Here is a 15,771-nt window from a genome sequence, read left to right on the forward strand (position 1 = left end):
GAGGCGAACGCGACGATGACCCGGACGCAGGAACGCATCCCGACAGTGGTCGTGGACGACGCGCACATCATCTACCGGGTGCACCAGGGCGCCGCCGGTGGCACCACGCCGGTGGCCGCGCTGCGCCGGCTGGTCAAGCGCACCCACGCGCCGAACGTCCGGGAGGTGCACGCGGTCAAGGGCATCTCCTTCACCGCGTACCGGGGCGAGGCGATCGGGCTGATCGGCAGCAACGGCTCCGGCAAGTCCACCATCCTGCGGGCCATCGCCGGCCTGCTGCCGGTCAACCGGGGCGCCATCCACACCCAGGGGCAGCCGTCGCTGCTGGGCGTCAACGCCGCCCTGCTCAACGACCTCTCCGGGGAGCGCAACGTCGTTCTCGGGTGCCTGGCCATGGGCATGCATCCCGATGACGTGGCCAAGCAGGCCGCGGGGATCATCGACTTCTCCGGGATCAACGAGCGGGGTGACTTCGCCAGCCTGCCGATGCGGACGTACTCGTCCGGCATGGCGGCCCGGCTGCGGTTCTCCATCGCCGCCGCCAAGAAGCACGACGTGCTGCTCATCGACGAGGCGCTCGCCACCGGCGACAAGGGCTTCCGCAAGCGCAGCGAGCAGCGGGTGCGGGAGCTGCGCGAGGGCGCGGGAACGGTGTTCCTGGTCAGCCACCAGCTCTCCTCCGTACGGGACACCTGCGAACGGACGATCTGGCTGGAATCGGGCGTCATCCGGATGGACGGCCCCACCGACGAGGTCATCCGGGCATACGAGGCGTACGCGAACAGCAAGTAGAGTTCCGCGAACGTCCGGCATCGACATGGCACCCCCGAGGACCGCGTCGCCCGCGTTGGGGCGGCGCGGTCCGCGCGTTAAGGTTCATTCCGTCGCCGCTCGGGCGGAACCTTCCGTTAACGCATCCCTGAGAGTGAGGATCCGGCAATGACGCAGGACCAGACCACTGGCCCGGACGCCGAAGCGGAGAACCCGACGCCGTGGCGCCCCTCACGGACAGTGGCGGTGGTTCTCGCCGGAGGCACCGGGACCCGGCTGGGCCTCGGCATCCCGAAGCAGCTGCTGAAGATCGCCGGTAAGCCGATCATCGAGCACACCCTTGCGGTCTTCGAGGCGGCACCGGAGATCGACGAGATCATCGTGCTGATGGCCAGCGGCCACGTCGAGGACGCCCGGCAGATCGTCGAGAAGGCCGGCCTGCGCAAGGTCACCAAGGTGATCGAGGGTGGCGACACCCGCAACGCCACCACCCGGATCGCGCTGGACGCGGTCGGCCCGGCGGACTGCAACATCCTCTTCCACGACGCGGTACGTCCGCTGCTCAGCGGCCGGATCGTGCGCGAGTGCGTCAACGCGCTCTGGAGCTACGCCGCCGTGGACGTGGCCATCCCCTCCGCGGACACGATCATCCAGGTCGACGACAACGACTGCATCACCGACATCCCGACGCGTTCCCGCCTGCGCCGTGGCCAGACCCCGCAGGCGTTCCGTTCCCCCACCATCCGCGAGGCGTACCGGATCGCCGAGGGTGACCCGGCCTTCGCCGCCACCGACGACTGTGGCGTGGTGCTGCGCTACCTGCCCGGCACTCCGATCAAGGTGATCGACGGTTCCGACGAGAACATCAAGGTCACCCACCCGGTCGACGTGCACCTGGCGGACAAGCTCTTCCAGCTCGCCGCCGCGCAGGCCCCACGGCTCACCGACCACCGCAGCTACGCCGAGGAGCTGACCGGCCGCACCATCGTGGTGTTCGGCGGCAGCTACGGCATCGGTCACGAGCTGGCCGAGCTGGCCCGCCGCTACGGCGCGCAGGTCTTCCCGTTCAGCCGCTCCACCACCGGCACCCACGTCGAGCGCGCCGAGGACGTCGAGGCCGCGCTGACGACCGCCTTCGAGGCCACCGGCCGGATCGACCACGTGGTGGTCACCGCCGGGATCCTGGAGCGGGGCGCCCTCGCCGAGATGGACGAGGAGACGATGGACCGGGTGCTCCAGGTCAACTTCGTCGGCCCGGTGACCATCGCCCGGCAGTCCCTGCCGTACCTCCAGCAGACCAAGGGTCAGCTGCTGCTCTACACCTCCAGCTCCTACACCCGGGGCCGGGCCCGCTACGCGCTCTACTCGGCCACCAAGGCCGCCCTGGTCAACCTCACCCAGGCGCTCGCCGACGAGTGGGCCGACGTGGGCGTCCGGGTCAACTGCATCAACCCGGAGCGCACCGCCACCCCGATGCGGACCCGGGCCTTCGGCGAGGAGCCGGAGCACACCCTGCTCGCCGCCGAGGCCGTCGCCCAGTCGTCGCTGGACGTGCTGATCTCCGACCTGACCGGTCAGGTCATCGACGTACGCCGGGCGCCCGGTGACGGGCCCACGCCGACCGTGCCGGCCCAGGCCGGGTCGGGTCCTCTCGAGGCACCGGCCGGCGCGACGTCGGCGAACTGACGCTGGCGGCGGCGGAACCACGAACGGAGCGACATGCGCGGCGACCTGGTCCGAAAGCTGGCCGCCCGGTGCCTGACCATCGGGTTGGCCGTGCTGGCCTTTGTCGTGCTGGCACTCACGGGTGCCACCGGCTGGGGGCTGGCACTGGCCGTCGCCGCGCTGGCCGCCACGGCCGCCGAGCAGCGGATCCGGCCCGGCGCCGACCTGGTGGCGGAGACCACGTTGATCGCCGCGGCGATCCTGGTCGGCTACGCCCGGCGGCTGGACGACGGGCTCAACGTCGCACTGGTCGTCACCGGGCTGGTCCTGCTGGGGCTGGTGCTGCTGGTGGGTCCGCTGCGCACCGCCGGCAGTCTGGAGATCCGGGCGGCCAACCTGCCGGTCCGCGCCTGGACGCCGCTGGTCGCCAACCAGCTCGGCACGGCGCTGCTCGGGCTGCTCGCCGCCCTGGCGCTCGCCGCCGCGCTCGCCCTGCCGGCCGGGGTGGCGCTGGCCGCCAGCCTGCTGGTCGGGGCGGGCGCCGGTGCTGTCGCACTGGACCTGGCCCGGCGACGGTTCCGGCCGCGGGCCGGCGGTGGGCCGGTGGCCGCCGCGCTGCGCCGGCACCGCCCGGAGTTCCTGCTCTACTTCTCCGCACCTCCCGGGTCGGAATACCAGGTCACCATGTGGCTGCCGTACCTGGAACGGATCGGCCGACCGTTCCTGGTCGTGGTGCGCGAACCAGAGTTCCTGGCCCCGATCGCGGCGGCAACCGACGCGCCGGTCGTCTACTGCCCCACCCTGGGGGCGATGGACGAGGCGTTGGTGCCGAGCCTGCGGGTGGCGTTCTACGTCAACCACGGGGCGAAGAACAGCCACTGTGTCCGCTTCACCCAGCTCACCCACGTCCAGCTGCACCACGGCGACAGCGACAAGGCGCCGAGCGCCAACCCGGTGTCGGGGATCTTCGACCGGATCTTCGTGGCCGGGCAGGCGGCGATCGACAGGTACGCCCGCGCCGGGGTGCAGATCCCGGCGGACAAGTTCGTGGTGGTGGGTCGCCCACAGGTCGAGTCGATCGAGGTACGCGCGGAGCCGGCGCGCGGGTTGGCACACCCCACGGTGCTGTACACCCCGACCTGGACCGGGCACCACGCCGACGCCGACTACTGCTCGCTGCCGGTGGCGGAGAGGCTGCTGCAGCGGCTGCTGGAGCGCGGCGCGACGGTGATCCTGCGGGCCCACCCGTACACCGCGCAGAACCCGGCGTCGGCCCGTCAGCTGGGCCGCCTCACCGAACTGCTCGTCGTCGACCGGGCGCGCACCGGCCGCCAGCACGTGGTCGGCGCGGCGGCTCGGGAGCTGAGCCTCACCGAGTGCGTCAACTCCTCCGACGCGCTGGTCTCCGACGTGTCCGGCGTGATCTCCGACTTCCTCTACTCCGGGAAGCCGTACGCGGTCACCGACATGGGTGGCGAGGGCGAGCGGTTCGTGGAGCGCTTCCCGTTGGCCGGGTCCGGTTACGTGCTGCGCCGGGACATGTCCAACGTGGACGACGTGCTCACCGCACTGCTGGACACCGACCCGTTGGCCGAGGCCCGCTGGGCCACCCGCCGCCGCTACCTGGGTGACTTCCCCGCCGAGTCGTACGCCGAGGCGTTCCTGGCAGCCGCCCGGCGCGAGCTGGCACCGGCCGAGACGCTCACCGCGTCCACCCCGGCATAGCCGCTCAGCGGTACGGGTCGAGCAGCGCCAGCACGGCCGCCGGGTCCTCCACGTGCGCGTTGTGGCCGAGGCCGGGCAGGGTGGCCACCGGCACGCCGTACTCCTTGAGCTGTTCGTCGGTGACCATCGGATCGTGCTCCCCGCGCGCCAGCACGACCGGCGCGTCGGTCGCCGCCAGCAGCGCGGCCAGGTCGGGCTCGCCGACGGCGAACGCGGTCGGGTCCATGGCGAGGCGCCACCGGCCGTCGACCTGGCGCAGCCCGGCGTCCACCACCGGGTCGTCCGGCGGCACCAGGCCGGCCAGCCCGGAGACCCGCAGGTAGCGGCGCGCCGCCTCGGCGCGGGTCGCGAACCAACTGATCGGGCGGGCGGCGAGGTCGGCGGCGCGGGTCAGCTCGTCGGGTGACCAGACGGCCTTGATGCCCAACCCGACCACGGCGTCCACCGGCGTACCGGCGGCGCGGGCGGCCAGCGCGAGGCCGACCACCCCGCCCAGCGAATGTCCGAGCACGACGAGCCGGTCGCCGGGCGCCAGGCCGCGCGCTATCCGGTCGGCGAACCCCGCGAACGTGTACGACTGAAGCGGTGCCGCCCAGCCGTGGCCGGCGAGGTCCGGTGCCAGCCACCGCCCCGCCCAGCGCTGCTCCAGCAGAGGCGCCCACGGCAACCAGACGTCCCCGGTCGTGCCCATCCCGTGCAGGAGCAGCAGGACCCGCCCGCGACCGGCTTGACCACCCGATTCATCCACCACGGCCGCAGTCTCCCACGGTTCACGGCCTGGTACGAGAGCCGTCATCCACGCCGCCCCCACCAAAGAATGATCCACTGTAGAGTTCCGGGCCGGACGGACAGAGCCACCTGTCGATTCCGTCCCGAGGGGAGCCACTGTGTACAGGATGTACGGGTCGGCGCTGGTCGCGGCACTGGCAGCCGTCACGCTCGGCGTACCGCACCGGGCGTCCGCGACGCCATCGGACGTGGCCGCACCGAACGGCGCAGCGGTCACGGCGGCCGACCGGGTGCTGCGGGTCTACAACAACAACATCGAGAACCTGGTGGTGAACAACTCCGACGGGAGCTGCACCCGGATCTCCGGACCGGACCACCTGACCTCGATCCTGGTCGACGACGCCGGTCGCACGGGCACCAGCGGCGTGGTGGCGCCCGACATCCTGATCGTGCAGCAGGTGCGCGGCACCGGCCAGGCCGAGGCGTACGCCGACCAGCTGTCGGCGAAGTTCGGCTACCCGGCGGGCAGCTACGGGGCGATCGTGGCGTGGGACGACCCGGAGCCGTGGGGCAGCACGCACAAGTGCAGCTCGCAGTCGCTCGGCGACCTGAAGAAGAAGCAGACCAACGCCATCCTCTGGAACAAGCGCACGCTCAACCTCGCCAGTGGCGACATCTCGAAGTACTGGAGCGCGGGTTGGCTCAAGCCGGGCACGGCGTACGCGAACGGCGCCGGGTGCACGCTGTACAAGCCGCCGAACAGTGACCCGGACAGCACCGACTACTACAAGTGGAAGCGGACCAGCGCGATCGCGGCGCGCTTCACCATCAAGGCGACCGGCACCAGCGTGTTCGCCGCGACGATGCACCTGCCGCAGGAGAACCGGCAGAACGCCTGCGCCGGTGACGGCGACCGGGGCATCGCCAACAGCGGCATCCACCTCGGTGCGGACGCGACCACGCTGCTGAACGCGTCGACGATCCGCGTGGTGGGCATCGACGCGAACCGCACCGGCATCGCCCCCGGCACGCTCAGCGGCTACGGCATGACCGGGTACGGGTCGGCGGCCACCAACGGTTCCAGCAAGATCGACTACTTGTTCGTCAGGGGCAGTGTGCAGTCGTCCGCCGTCGACCACACCGTGGTCGGGACGAAGTCGAACCACAAGGCGTTGTACGGCTTCATCACCTACTGACCGCACCGCCGAAGACGCCGCGGGCGCCGGCCCCTTGTGGGGGACGACGCCCGCGGTCCTCGGCGTGCCCGGGTCAGGCGGAGTAGCCCCGGCTGGTGATCCAGTTGGCCAGGTCGATGGTGGTGATCCAGTACGACGGGTCGGCCGCGTTGGCCGAGTCGGCGATCCGCACGGTGCGACCGTTGTCCTTGTAGCCCACGACGGCGATGTAGTGCCCGCCGCCGTAGGAGTGCCAGCCGCCGTCGGTGTCGGTGGCGTCCCCGACGACGTTGGCCACCACGCCCCGGCCGTCGGTGATGGCCTTCACCACGTCGGCCTGGAGGCGGTCCATCTGCGCCGGGCTGGGCGCGCTGGGGAACATCCGGGTCCGGTACGGGGAGCCCTTCACCTCGGCGTTGAGCACCCGGGTGGTGTCCTCGGCCGAGTTGGTGCCCATCTCGGTGGTGCCCAGCTCGGCGCCGAGCTCCTCCTGGGTGCGGTCGATGCCGGCGGCGCTGAGCGCGTTGCGGGTGGCCGCCGGGCCGCAGTTGTAGTAGGTGTTCTGCGCCTCGTAGTCGTAGTCGAGCACCTTGGTCGCGGGCGGCTTCGGGGGCGTCGGCTTACGGGTGAGGTCGGGGTTGCTCTTGGCCTTCGCGGCGGGGGACGCGGCGCTGGTGGCCGGCGCGGCGGTGGTCGGCGCGGCGCTGGCCGAGGGGGACGCGTCCCGAACGTCGCCACGGGAGGCGGCGACGTCGCTGCGCATCTCGGCGACGGTGGTCGCGGTGCGCTGGTCGGCCGGGGCGTCGTCGGCGGTGGTGAGGAGGGCACCGCCGGTGGTGGCGATGGCGAGAGCCGCGGCGGAGGCGACAACGATCTGGTACGGGCGCTCGGTGGCGAGGCGGCGGAGCTGACGCTGCAGGGTGTGCTTCACGGGGTCCTCCACGGATCGGGGGGAGAGCGGCACACCGGGCCGGACCGGTATCCGGGCAGGCGCCAGCGCGCGGACCGTGGTCCGCGGATGGTGAACCGCTCAGGGGAACGCCCGGCGTGGCCGGGCGGGGAAGGCGATGACCCGGGGGGTCAGCTCACCGTCACTGGACGAATGAGCGGGTGCACCGCCGCGCCGTGGAGGCGAGGGAACAACCGAGGGGTGGAAAGGTGCTGCACGAGGATGGGACTCCTTCCGACACCGCCTACCGGGTTAGCTGACGGATTCGGGCGGGAAGATCGCCCTACCGCGGGCCGTGGCTCGCGGATTCACCCCGGACTTACTGATGGGTCCCCGGTTCGTTGATCACGATTAAGCGGGTCGATGCGGCGTCGCGTCTTGCGATCGGTTACCGCATCGGACAGGACGACAGTACTGGCGGCTCCGCGCCCTGCCAAGCCGGGTTCACCTGCGTAAACCTCAATCGGCGAGGCAATTTCTGCGCGTATTGCCGATGATGTGACTCGATGGGACAACCGGTTACGGGCGCGCCTGCGGGCGACAACCGGACAGGCGACGAAGAACGCGACCATAATCGCGGGAACAATGGCGCGGCTCGTGCCGGACGTCCGATTTCACAATTGCGTGACCGGCCTCACATCACAGATCGGGCTCAACCCGCCCGGGCCGGTCGCCACCGTGCCACGACGGCCGGGCGCAACGCCCCCGCCACCGTCCGGCGGGCGGCCACCGGGTGCGGGCGCAGCCGGGCCGCCGCCGCGTACGCCTCCTCGGCGAGGGTACGAGCCGACTCGGCGGCCAGCTCCGCGTCACGCCAGGCGGCCCGCTCACGGACGGCGGCCGCCTGGTAGTCGGCCAGCCGCGCATCCCGGACCACCCGGCTGATCAACACCTCCTGCTCGACCGGGTGGCGTCGGGGATCCCAGCCGTGCCGGTGCCCGAACACGTCACCGAGCTGCACCATGCTCAGGTCACCCCGCCAGTACGCCGCCATCGCCGCCCGGTGCAGATAGCGCTCCCGGGCCGCGTACTCGGCGGGGGTGTGCGGGGTCCGTGGGGTGGGCAGCGCCCCGGCGCCCGCGAAGCGACGCGCGGCGGTGTCCGCCGCGTCGTACCCGGTCCAGGCCCGCTCCATCTGCTCCTGGGCGCTCAGCCAGGCGGCACGTCTCCGCCTGGCTGTCGTCGCCGCGCCGGCCGCGGCGACGGCCACCTCCTCGGCGTAGCGGCGCAGGTCGGCAGCCTCGGCGGCGGCCACCTCCCGGGCGGTGGGCGCTGCCGGGAGCGGGTCGTCGGCGGGCCGGTCCCGTTCGGGGCGGGCGGCCAGCACGGTGAGCAGGCCCAGGGTCAGCAGGACCAGGGTCGACCAGATGGCGGCGGCTCGCGGCACCTCGGTCACGAACTGGTAGAAGACGGCGGTCTCCATGGTCGGCACCTCGGGGAGAGAGCAGTGCGATGGGGCCACACCGGCCGGCGGGCCACGGCGGGCCACCGGTCGGCGGGTGGGAAGCGGGTGGGGCGACAGGCGCGGCGGCGGGACGATCGTCCCGGTGGCTCAGCGCCGGGGTGGGGCCCGGCAGGCCCGACCGCTCGCACTGTCGACGAGGGGCAGCCGGTCGGACTCCGCCGCGCGGACCGGAAGCACGCCGGTCGCGGTGACGCAGTGCTCCTCGGGGAGCGCCCCGGGCGAGTCGACGGCCCAGGCGGGAACGCCCTCCTCGACGGCGTCCGGTGGGATCGCCGCTGCCGGGCGCGCCGCAGCGTGCGCCCCGACGTGCCGACCGGAGGCCGCCAGCGGCCCGGCGGCGACGGAGGCCGACACCACGCTCGACGGTGGCACCGGGCTGGGCGTCGACGCGGCGGCCGTGGCCGGGCCTGCGCCGAGCGCCAGGGCCGCGACGACGGCGAGGCTGGTCAGCACCCGCGTCGCCCAGCGCGCCACCCACCACAGCGGACAGGTGAACGCGACCGGAAGCACATCCCCACGCTACCGTCACGCCGAGGCGGGCGCACCGACCACGGGCGTGTCGGATCGCGCCGCGCCGACCCGTTTGACCAGGGTGGACGCTGTCAGCGCCGGTCGGCGTACGGTGATCGGCCGTTGGCCAAACCGACCTCGTCGGCGGCCCCCGCGGCCCCGCCCTCGGCGTCGCCGTCACCGGCGGTCGGGGCACCGGCCGCGCGTTGCCGGGGGACGGGCGCCGGCCGGGCCGGACGGCGCGGTGCGAGCCGGCGCATCATCGGGGTCTCGACGAAGCGGTGCAGCAGCCCGGCGAGGATCAGGTTCGCCACCAGGAAGCCGAGCACCACGGCGGGCCCACGCCAGCCCGCGAAGCCGGTCCCCCAGTCCCCGCTCCAGCGCAGCACGCTCGTCATCACCAGCACGTGCACCAGATAGAAGGCGAACGAGACCTCACCGAGCCAGATCAACGGCCGGGAACGCCACGGCGAGCGCCGACCCCGCACGTCCGCGTCAGCGGCAGCGGTGATCACCAACAGGTACGCGACGGCGAGCAACGTGGTCCACAACTCGGCGCGGATCCACTGCGCGGCCGCCACCCAGGTGACCACGAAGATCGCGCTGGCCACGGCCAGACCCGGCCCGCGCCAGAGCCCTCGGCGCATCAGCTCGGCGGCCACCGCGCCCAACCAGAACTCCAGCGACCGGACCGGCGGGAAGATCTGGGTGAACCACCACCGACTCACCTCCGGCACCAACTCCTGCGCCGGCCACAGCGCGAGGATCAGCAGCGGCAGCGCGACGATCAGCGCCCAGAGCAGCTTCGGCCGGGCCCGGCGCAGCAACGGCAGGGCGAGCGGCAGGCAGAGGTAGAAGAAGAACTCGCAGGAGAGCGACCAGCTGACCGTGTTGATGCTGTAGAACCAGCCGGGTCGGGGGTCCCAGGCCTGCAGCAGGAGCAGGTTCTCCAGCGCGGCCGCCGGCAGGACCGGGTCGGCGAACCACCAGGCGACCACCAGCGTCGCCGCCCACAGCACCAGGTGGTTCGGGTAGATCTTGGCGACCCGCCGCCGCCAGAAGGTCCGCCGGGAGTCACCCGGCCGGGCCGACCAGACCAGCACGAAACCACTGAGGATGAAGAAGAACTGCACCCCGGAGAGGCCCAGGGTGAACAGGGCATCGACCACGGCCTTGTAGTCCGGCTCGGCGATGATCCGCATGGTGCCCGCGTGGAAGCCGAAGACCAGCAGGGCGGCGATCCAGCGCAGCCCGGTCAGCGACGGCAGCCGGGGCAGGGCGGGTGCGGGTGGGGCGGCCGACGTCGCGGCGACGCTCGTCATGCCGGGATCCCGGCGCTCGGCGGGGTCACCAGCACTGTCGTAGCCTCCTCGGCGCGGCTTCGGACGGCGCGACGGCGACGCCCGCGACGGCCCGGCAGGGCCGCACCGAGGCACCCTACCGGGTCACTCCTGGGTGAACCGGACGCGTCCCACCCGCCGTTTTCCGCGCCACGGCACCGCCCGCCAGTCGGCGTTAACCTTCCGCTGCCCGGGAGTTCAGAGACTCCACCATCGGCGGCAACGTCAGGTTCCGGGGCCGGCCACCCGGGTCGTCGAAGGTGGCGGGCGTGGTCAATGAGCCGACGCACGCACCGCTGCTGAGCATCGTCGTGCCCGTGTACGGCGTCGAGGCGTACCTGTACCAGTGCCTTGAGTCGATCCGGGCCGACATCCCGGCGGGCGAGTCGGACGCGGTCGAGCTGATCGCCGTCGACGACGCCTCCCCGGACGGCTGCGGCGACATGCTCCGCGCGTACGCGGCCGGTCGCGACGGCGTCCGCGTCGTGCATCTGAGCAGCAACGTGGGCCTGGGGCTGGCCCGCAACGCGGGGCTCGACGTGGCCAGCGGCCGGTACGTCTGGTTCGTCGACAGCGACGACTGGTTGCCGCCGGGCACCATCGCGGCGGTGCTGGACCGGCTGCGCCAGCACCAGCCCGACGTGCTGATGCTCGACCACCTGCGGGTGCACGAGGACGGCCGGCGGGAGGTCGACGCGAGCAGCCCGCTGCTGCGCGGGATCACCGGCGTCACCCGGCTGGCCGACCAGCCGCGCCTGCTGCGGGTGCAGCACACCGCCTGGAACAAGGTGGTCCGGCGGGGCTTCATGGACGAGTTGGAGCTGCGCTTCTTCCCCGGCTGGTACGAGGACATCCCGTTCAGCCACCCGCTGCTGATCGGGGCCGAGAAGATCTCCGTGCTGGACCGGGTCTGCTACCTCTACCGGCAGGGCCGCCAGGGCGCGATCACCTCCACCCGCAGCGGCCGGCACTTCGACGCCTTCGACCAGTACGAGCGGCTGATGGACTGGGTGGCCCGGAAACACCCGGACGAGCGGTTGCAGGCCGAACTCTTCGAGCTGATGATCAGCCACTACCTGGTGGTGGTGGGCAACGACGGCCGGCTGCACCCGCACCTGCGGCGCGACTTCTTCCACCGGGCCGCCGCGCACTACCGCCGGTACCTGCCCACCGGCGGCTACCCGCTGCCCCCCGGCGCGACGGGACTCAAGCACCGCCTCGTCGGGCGGGGTGACTGGTTGGCGTACTCGGCGCTGCGCCAGGCCCACCGGGTCGCCGGTCGGCTGCGTCGGCCGGGCCCGGCGGCTGCCGACGGCGGTTCGCCAGCCGTCGACGAGGAACCGGGCCGACGGGCGGACAACGCGCCGACACGCAGTGGTGCGCCCACCCCGGAGCGCCGTGACGCGCTGGCCGGCGGCCGGCTGACGTGATCGACCCCACCGCACCCCGAGGCGGCACCCGGCACCGTGGTTTTCCAGGTCGTCCGCCCGCCGGGTGGACGACGACAGCACCACCGCACTCCGGTGCGGGCGTACCTGAGCAGAGGTCGGAATGACGGCGACAATCAAGATCGGACCGCACGCGGTCGGTGCCGGTGAGCGACCGTTCGTGGTCGCCGAGATGTCCGGCAACCACAACGGCGATCTGAATCGGGCGCTGGCCATCGTCGACGCGGTGGCCGACAGCGGGGCGCACGCACTGAAGCTCCAGACGTACCGGCCGGACACCATCACCATCGACGTCGACACCCCGGCGTTCCGGATCTCCAGTGGGCACGAGCTGTGGGGCGGGGAGAACCTGTACCGCCTCTACGAGCGCGCGCACACCCCGTACGAGTGGCACGCCCCGATCTTCGAACGGGCCCGCGAGCGTGGCCTGACCGTCTTCTCGTCACCGTTCGACGCGACCGCTGTGCAGTTGCTGGAGTCGCTGGACGCGCCCGCGTACAAGATCGCGTCGTCGGAGCTGGTCGACCTGCCGCTGATCCGACTGGTGGCCAGCACCGGCAAGCCCATGGTGATCTCCACAGGAATGGCGACGGTCGCCGAGATCGACGCCGCCGTGCGCGCCGCCCGCGCCGGTGGCGCGGCGGGCATCATCCTGCTGGCCTGCACCGCGTCCTACCCGGCGCCGGCGGCCGACAGCAACCTGCGCCGGCTGCCGGTGCTGGCCGGTGCGTTCGACGTGCCGGTGGGGCTCTCCGACCACACGCCCGGCATCGGGGTTGCGGTCGCCTCGGTGGCGCTCGGCGCCTGCTTCATCGAGAAGCACGTGACGCTGGACCGGGCCGACGGTGGCGTGGACTCGGACTTCTCCCTGAACCCGGCGGAGCTTTCGGCCCTGGTCGCCGAGTCCGGCCGCGCGTACGCGGCCCTGGGCGGCACCGCGATCGGCCCGACCCCCGCCGAGCGGGAGGGGCTGCGGTTCCGCCGGTCGCTCTTCGTGGTCGAGGACGTCCGGGCCGGTGACCCGGTGACCGCGCACAACGTCCGCTCGATCCGCCCAGCCGGCGGCCTGCCCCCGGTGGAGATCGACCGGGTCCTCGGCCGCACCTTCACCACCGACGTCCCCCGAGGGACCCCCCTCACCTGGAACCTCATCTAACCCCGCCCCCACCCCCGCGATCTTGCAGTTACTGTCCCGACGAAAGGCGCATCAGCCGCGATTCGGCGTCAGAAAGTGCAAGATCGCGAGGGCGGGAGGGTGGGGGCGAAGCCGACGGTGATGACCAGGTTCTGCGGGCGGAGGGTTCGCCAGAGGGCGGCGCCGTCGGACGGGATGGTCAGGCCGTGTCGGCGCCACCAGAGCGTTATCGGCACGTCGGCCAGCTTGCAGCAGCACTCGGCCCGGGTCCAGCGGGCCCAGAAGTCACCGGTGCCGAAGCGGCGGGCCAGCGCCGGGGGCACCGGGGCGTCCGCGCGCTCCGCGTCGATGGCCACCCGCCAGCCGGGCACCGGTGGGCCGTACCAGCCGACGCACCGTCCATCGTCGACGTGACTACGGGTCACCGCGTCGGCCATCGTGGCCGGTGACCCGATCCGCAGATGCTGCTCGGCGGCGGCGAGCAGCCCCGGCACCGGACGCGGCACGGCGACGTCGCCGTGCCGCGCCGGCCCCAGAACCGGTCGCAGGTCAGACGGAGGCGGCACCGTCCACCACGATGACCTGGCCGTTGATGTTCGTGTGTTCCCGCAGCAGCATCCGCACCACCGGGGTGACCTCCGCCGGTTCGGTCAGGTGACCGGTCGGGGTACGGCGCACGATCTGGTCGAGTTGGGTCGGACCGAGCACCGCGGACATCTCCGAGGCGAAGAAGCCGGGCGCGACGGAGTTGACCAGCATCCGGCCGCCCAGTTCCCGGGCCAGCGAGCGGGTGGCCGCGTCCATGCCGCCCTTGGTGGCCGAGTAGGCGACGAGGCCGGGGAAACCGCGCTGCCCGCAGATCGAGGTGATGTTGACGATCCGCCCGCGCAGCCCCTTGGCGAGCATCCGGCGGATCACCAGCCGGGTCAGCTGGAGCGGGGCCGTCAGGTTGGTCTCGATGATCCGGGCGATGTCGTCGGTGGCGGTGTGCGCGTGCAGGGAGTCCTGCCCCATGGCGGCGTTGTTGACGATGCCGTCGATCGGGCCGAGGTGCTGCTCCACCTCGCGGATGAAGCTCTGCGCGGCCCGCAGGTCGGTGACGTCCACCGCGCCGACGTGCACCCGGTCGGGGTGCTCGGCGGCGAGCTTCTCCAACTCAGGGGTGATGGTGCGGGCGAACGCGGCCACCCGTACGCCCGCGTCGAGCAGGTCGGTGACGATGGCCAGGCCCAGGCCACGGGACCCGCCGGAGACGAGAACCACGGAGCTGGGTGGGACGAGCTGGGTGTCGGCGGGCTCAGACATCGCTCTTCAGGGTCTCCTTGACGGGAATGTCGGTCAGGACGCGGATGCGGCGCGGCACCGCGTGCTCGGGAAGCCGGTCGGCGCACCAGCGGACCAGCGCGGCCTCGTCCGGCACACCGCTGGCGGCGGGGGCGAGGACCACCTCGGCGACCACCATCCGCCCGAGCACCGGGGCCCGGCGGCCGGTCACCCGGGCCCAGGCCACCGCCGGATGACCGGCGAGCACGCCGCGGACCATGCCGGCGGAGACCTTGCTGCCACCGACGTTGATCTCGTCGGAGTCCAGTCGGCCGGTGATCAGCACCCGGCCGTCGAGCACCTGCACACGGTCGCCGGTGCGGACCGGGCCGGCGAGACCGGCACCGTGGAACGGGGAGGTGACCACCAGCTCGTCGTCGACGACGGAGAGCGTCGGTCGGCCCGGGGTGTCCCGGTCCAGCCAGTCGACCGGGAACCCGGCCCGCCCGTCGTGCACCACAATGGACGCCCCCACCTCCGAGGACGCGTAGATCCAGGACACCCGGGCCGCTGGGAAGACCTCCCGCAGCTGGTCCAGGATCGCCTGGTCCACCGGCTCACCGCCGAGGGTGATCTGGCGCAGCGGCACCCGGGCCAGCGCCTCGGCGTCGCGGTAGAGGGTGCGCCGCCAGAAGGTCGGGGTGCCCGAGGCCGCGTCGACCCCGTGCGCGGCGGCGACACCGGGCCAGTCGTCCAACTCGTCGGGCTCGACCACCACGAGGTGCTGGTCCGGCTGGGTCAACGACAGGGTGACCACCTGCCACCAGGCGTACGTGCCGGGGGCGTACGGGCACAGCCAGGTCCGGCCGGGCTGGTCGACCCGCACGGTGGTCAGCGTGTCGAGCGTGTGCCCGACCCGCTTCGGACGCCCGGTGGAGCCCGAGGTCAGCAGCCAGAGCCGGCCCGGCTCGGCGGCTCGCGGCCGGGCCGGTGCGCCCGGGTGCACGCCGTCGTCGTCGAGGACGCCGACGGTGAACCCGGCTTCCAGCAGTTCCGTACGCAGCGCCGCGTCGACCCGGCTCGCGGTGCTGAGCAGAAGCTCGGTGCCGTGCACGGCGTGCTGCCGCGCCGCGGTGAGCGCGTGCACCGCCGAGTGGGCGAGCACCGCCGCCGGGTCGGGCAGTGTGGGGGTCGGCAGCGACCGCCAGGTCAGCGCGGCGCCACCGACGACGAGCCGGTTGTCCACACCGGCCGGCTCCGCGGGCGCGGGGGCGCTGTGGCGCGACGTCGCGACGGTCACTGGTGTTGCAACTCGACGAGGAAGTCGAGGACGTCCCCGACGGTGGCGATGCGACGCAGCCCGGGGGCGTCGAAGTTGAGCTCCTCCCCCGTCTCGTCCTCCACCCGCAGCGCCAGCTCGGAGAAGTCGAGCGACCGGAAGCCGATCTCCCGCAACTGGGCGGCGTCGTCGCCCGGCAGCTCCTTGTCCTGGTTTTTCAGCACCTGAGCCATGAGGTCGCGGATCTGCGCGCGACTCAATTCGTTCATGCGCCGCAGTCTACAACCCAATGAATGCGTATCCCATTTCCCGGTAGG

Annotated in this window: 15 protein-coding genes and 1 riboswitch; of the genes, 6 read left to right on the forward strand and 9 right to left on the reverse strand. The window is 72.5% G+C overall.

Annotation, left to right across the window (positions count from 1 at the left end; translation table 11 throughout):
* Positions 1 to 15: 15 nt before the first annotated feature.
* The 3 genes from IF22_RS0124370 (at position 16) to IF22_RS0124380 (ending at position 4,161) form a co-directional block, all read left to right on the forward strand.
* Positions 16 to 792: an ABC transporter ATP-binding protein gene (locus IF22_RS0124370; protein WP_036412239.1), complete on the forward strand. Its 777-nt coding sequence runs from the start codon at positions 16 to 18 to the stop codon at positions 790 to 792.
* 147 nt (positions 793 to 939) lie between these two features.
* On the forward strand, positions 940 to 2,457 hold the full coding sequence (locus IF22_RS0124375) for a bifunctional cytidylyltransferase/SDR family oxidoreductase (RefSeq protein WP_030335818.1): 1,518 nt from the start codon (positions 940 to 942) through the stop codon (positions 2,455 to 2,457).
* A 33-nt stretch (positions 2,458 to 2,490) separates the two neighbouring features.
* Complete coding sequence (locus IF22_RS0124380; RefSeq protein WP_030335820.1) at positions 2,491 to 4,161, forward strand: CDP-glycerol glycerophosphotransferase family protein; 1,671 nt, start codon at positions 2,491 to 2,493, stop codon at positions 4,159 to 4,161.
* Between the two features lie 4 nt (positions 4,162 to 4,165).
* Here the strand turns inward: IF22_RS0124380 and IF22_RS0124385 are convergent, their stop codons facing one another.
* The gene (locus tag IF22_RS0124385; protein WP_030335822.1) at positions 4,166 to 4,912 is read right to left on the reverse strand and encodes an alpha/beta fold hydrolase; all 747 of its coding nucleotides are present in this window, start codon (positions 4,910 to 4,912) and stop codon (positions 4,166 to 4,168) included.
* A 136-nt stretch (positions 4,913 to 5,048) separates the two neighbouring features.
* Between IF22_RS0124385 and IF22_RS0124390 the strand changes: the two genes are divergently transcribed.
* On the forward strand, positions 5,049 to 6,086 hold the full coding sequence (locus tag IF22_RS0124390; protein WP_209444597.1) for a hypothetical protein: 1,038 nt from the start codon (positions 5,049 to 5,051) through the stop codon (positions 6,084 to 6,086).
* A gap of 73 nt (positions 6,087 to 6,159) precedes the next feature.
* On the opposite strand, the gene IF22_RS0124395 is transcribed toward IF22_RS0124390, so the two are convergent.
* The 4 genes from IF22_RS0124395 to IF22_RS0124410 all read right to left on the reverse strand — a co-directional run bounded on the left by IF22_RS0124395 (position 6,160) and on the right by IF22_RS0124410 (position 10,311).
* A complete protein-coding gene (locus IF22_RS0124395) occupies positions 6,160 to 7,008 on the reverse strand; it encodes a C39 family peptidase (RefSeq protein WP_030335825.1) in 849 nt (282 codons plus the stop codon).
* Between the two features lie 232 nt (positions 7,009 to 7,240).
* Positions 7,241 to 7,382, reverse strand: a riboswitch (cyclic di-AMP (ydaO/yuaA leader).
* A gap of 284 nt (positions 7,383 to 7,666) precedes the next feature.
* Complete coding sequence (locus tag IF22_RS0124400) at positions 7,667 to 8,437, reverse strand: hypothetical protein (RefSeq protein WP_030335828.1); 771 nt, start codon at positions 8,435 to 8,437, stop codon at positions 7,667 to 7,669.
* 129 nt (positions 8,438 to 8,566) lie between these two features.
* Positions 8,567 to 8,989 (reverse strand): hypothetical protein, encoded by a 423-nt coding sequence (locus tag IF22_RS33985; protein ID WP_051708760.1) that lies wholly within the window; start codon positions 8,987 to 8,989, stop codon positions 8,567 to 8,569.
* A gap of 92 nt (positions 8,990 to 9,081) precedes the next feature.
* Positions 9,082 to 10,311 carry an acyltransferase family protein gene (locus IF22_RS0124410; RefSeq protein ID WP_030335834.1) on the reverse strand — a complete coding sequence of 410 codons (1,230 nt, stop codon included), beginning with the start codon at positions 10,309 to 10,311 and terminating at the stop codon, positions 9,082 to 9,084.
* Between the two features lie 287 nt (positions 10,312 to 10,598).
* Here IF22_RS0124410 and IF22_RS0124415 point away from each other — a divergent pair, with 287 nt between their 5' ends.
* Positions 10,599 to 11,759 carry a glycosyltransferase family 2 protein gene (locus IF22_RS0124415; RefSeq protein ID WP_081883988.1) on the forward strand — a complete coding sequence of 387 codons (1,161 nt, stop codon included), beginning with the start codon at positions 10,599 to 10,601 and terminating at the stop codon, positions 11,757 to 11,759.
* Positions 11,760 to 11,880: 121 nt separating this feature from the next.
* Entirely contained in the window at positions 11,881 to 12,933 is a 1,053-nt protein-coding gene (pseI, locus tag IF22_RS0124420) for a pseudaminic acid synthase (protein WP_030335838.1), read from the forward strand.
* 68 nt (positions 12,934 to 13,001) lie between these two features.
* On the opposite strand, the gene IF22_RS0124425 is transcribed toward pseI, so the two are convergent.
* Genes IF22_RS0124425 through IF22_RS0124440 form a run of 4 tightly spaced genes read right to left on the reverse strand, consistent with a single transcriptional unit; the run spans position 13,002 to position 15,723 of the window.
* Complete coding sequence (locus IF22_RS0124425) at positions 13,002 to 13,478, reverse strand: hypothetical protein (RefSeq protein ID WP_245233725.1); 477 nt, start codon at positions 13,476 to 13,478, stop codon at positions 13,002 to 13,004.
* On the reverse strand, positions 13,462 to 14,217 hold the full coding sequence (locus IF22_RS0124430) for an SDR family NAD(P)-dependent oxidoreductase (protein ID WP_030335841.1): 756 nt from the start codon (positions 14,215 to 14,217) through the stop codon (positions 13,462 to 13,464). Before IF22_RS0124430 ends, IF22_RS0124425 begins: the two co-directional genes overlap by 17 nt.
* The gene (locus tag IF22_RS0124435; protein ID WP_030335843.1) at positions 14,210 to 15,475 is read right to left on the reverse strand and encodes an AMP-binding protein; all 1,266 of its coding nucleotides are present in this window, start codon (positions 15,473 to 15,475) and stop codon (positions 14,210 to 14,212) included. The genes IF22_RS0124430 and IF22_RS0124435 overlap by 8 nt, the downstream gene beginning before the upstream one ends.
* On the reverse strand, positions 15,472 to 15,723 hold the full coding sequence (locus tag IF22_RS0124440; RefSeq protein ID WP_030335845.1) for an acyl carrier protein: 252 nt from the start codon (positions 15,721 to 15,723) through the stop codon (positions 15,472 to 15,474). Before IF22_RS0124440 ends, IF22_RS0124435 begins: the two co-directional genes overlap by 4 nt.
* Between the last annotated feature and the right edge of the window lie 48 nt (positions 15,724 to 15,771).

This window comes from Micromonospora parva, assembly GCF_000718515.1.
GTDB classification, from domain to species: Bacteria; Actinomycetota; Actinomycetes; order Mycobacteriales; family Micromonosporaceae; genus Micromonospora; species Micromonospora parva.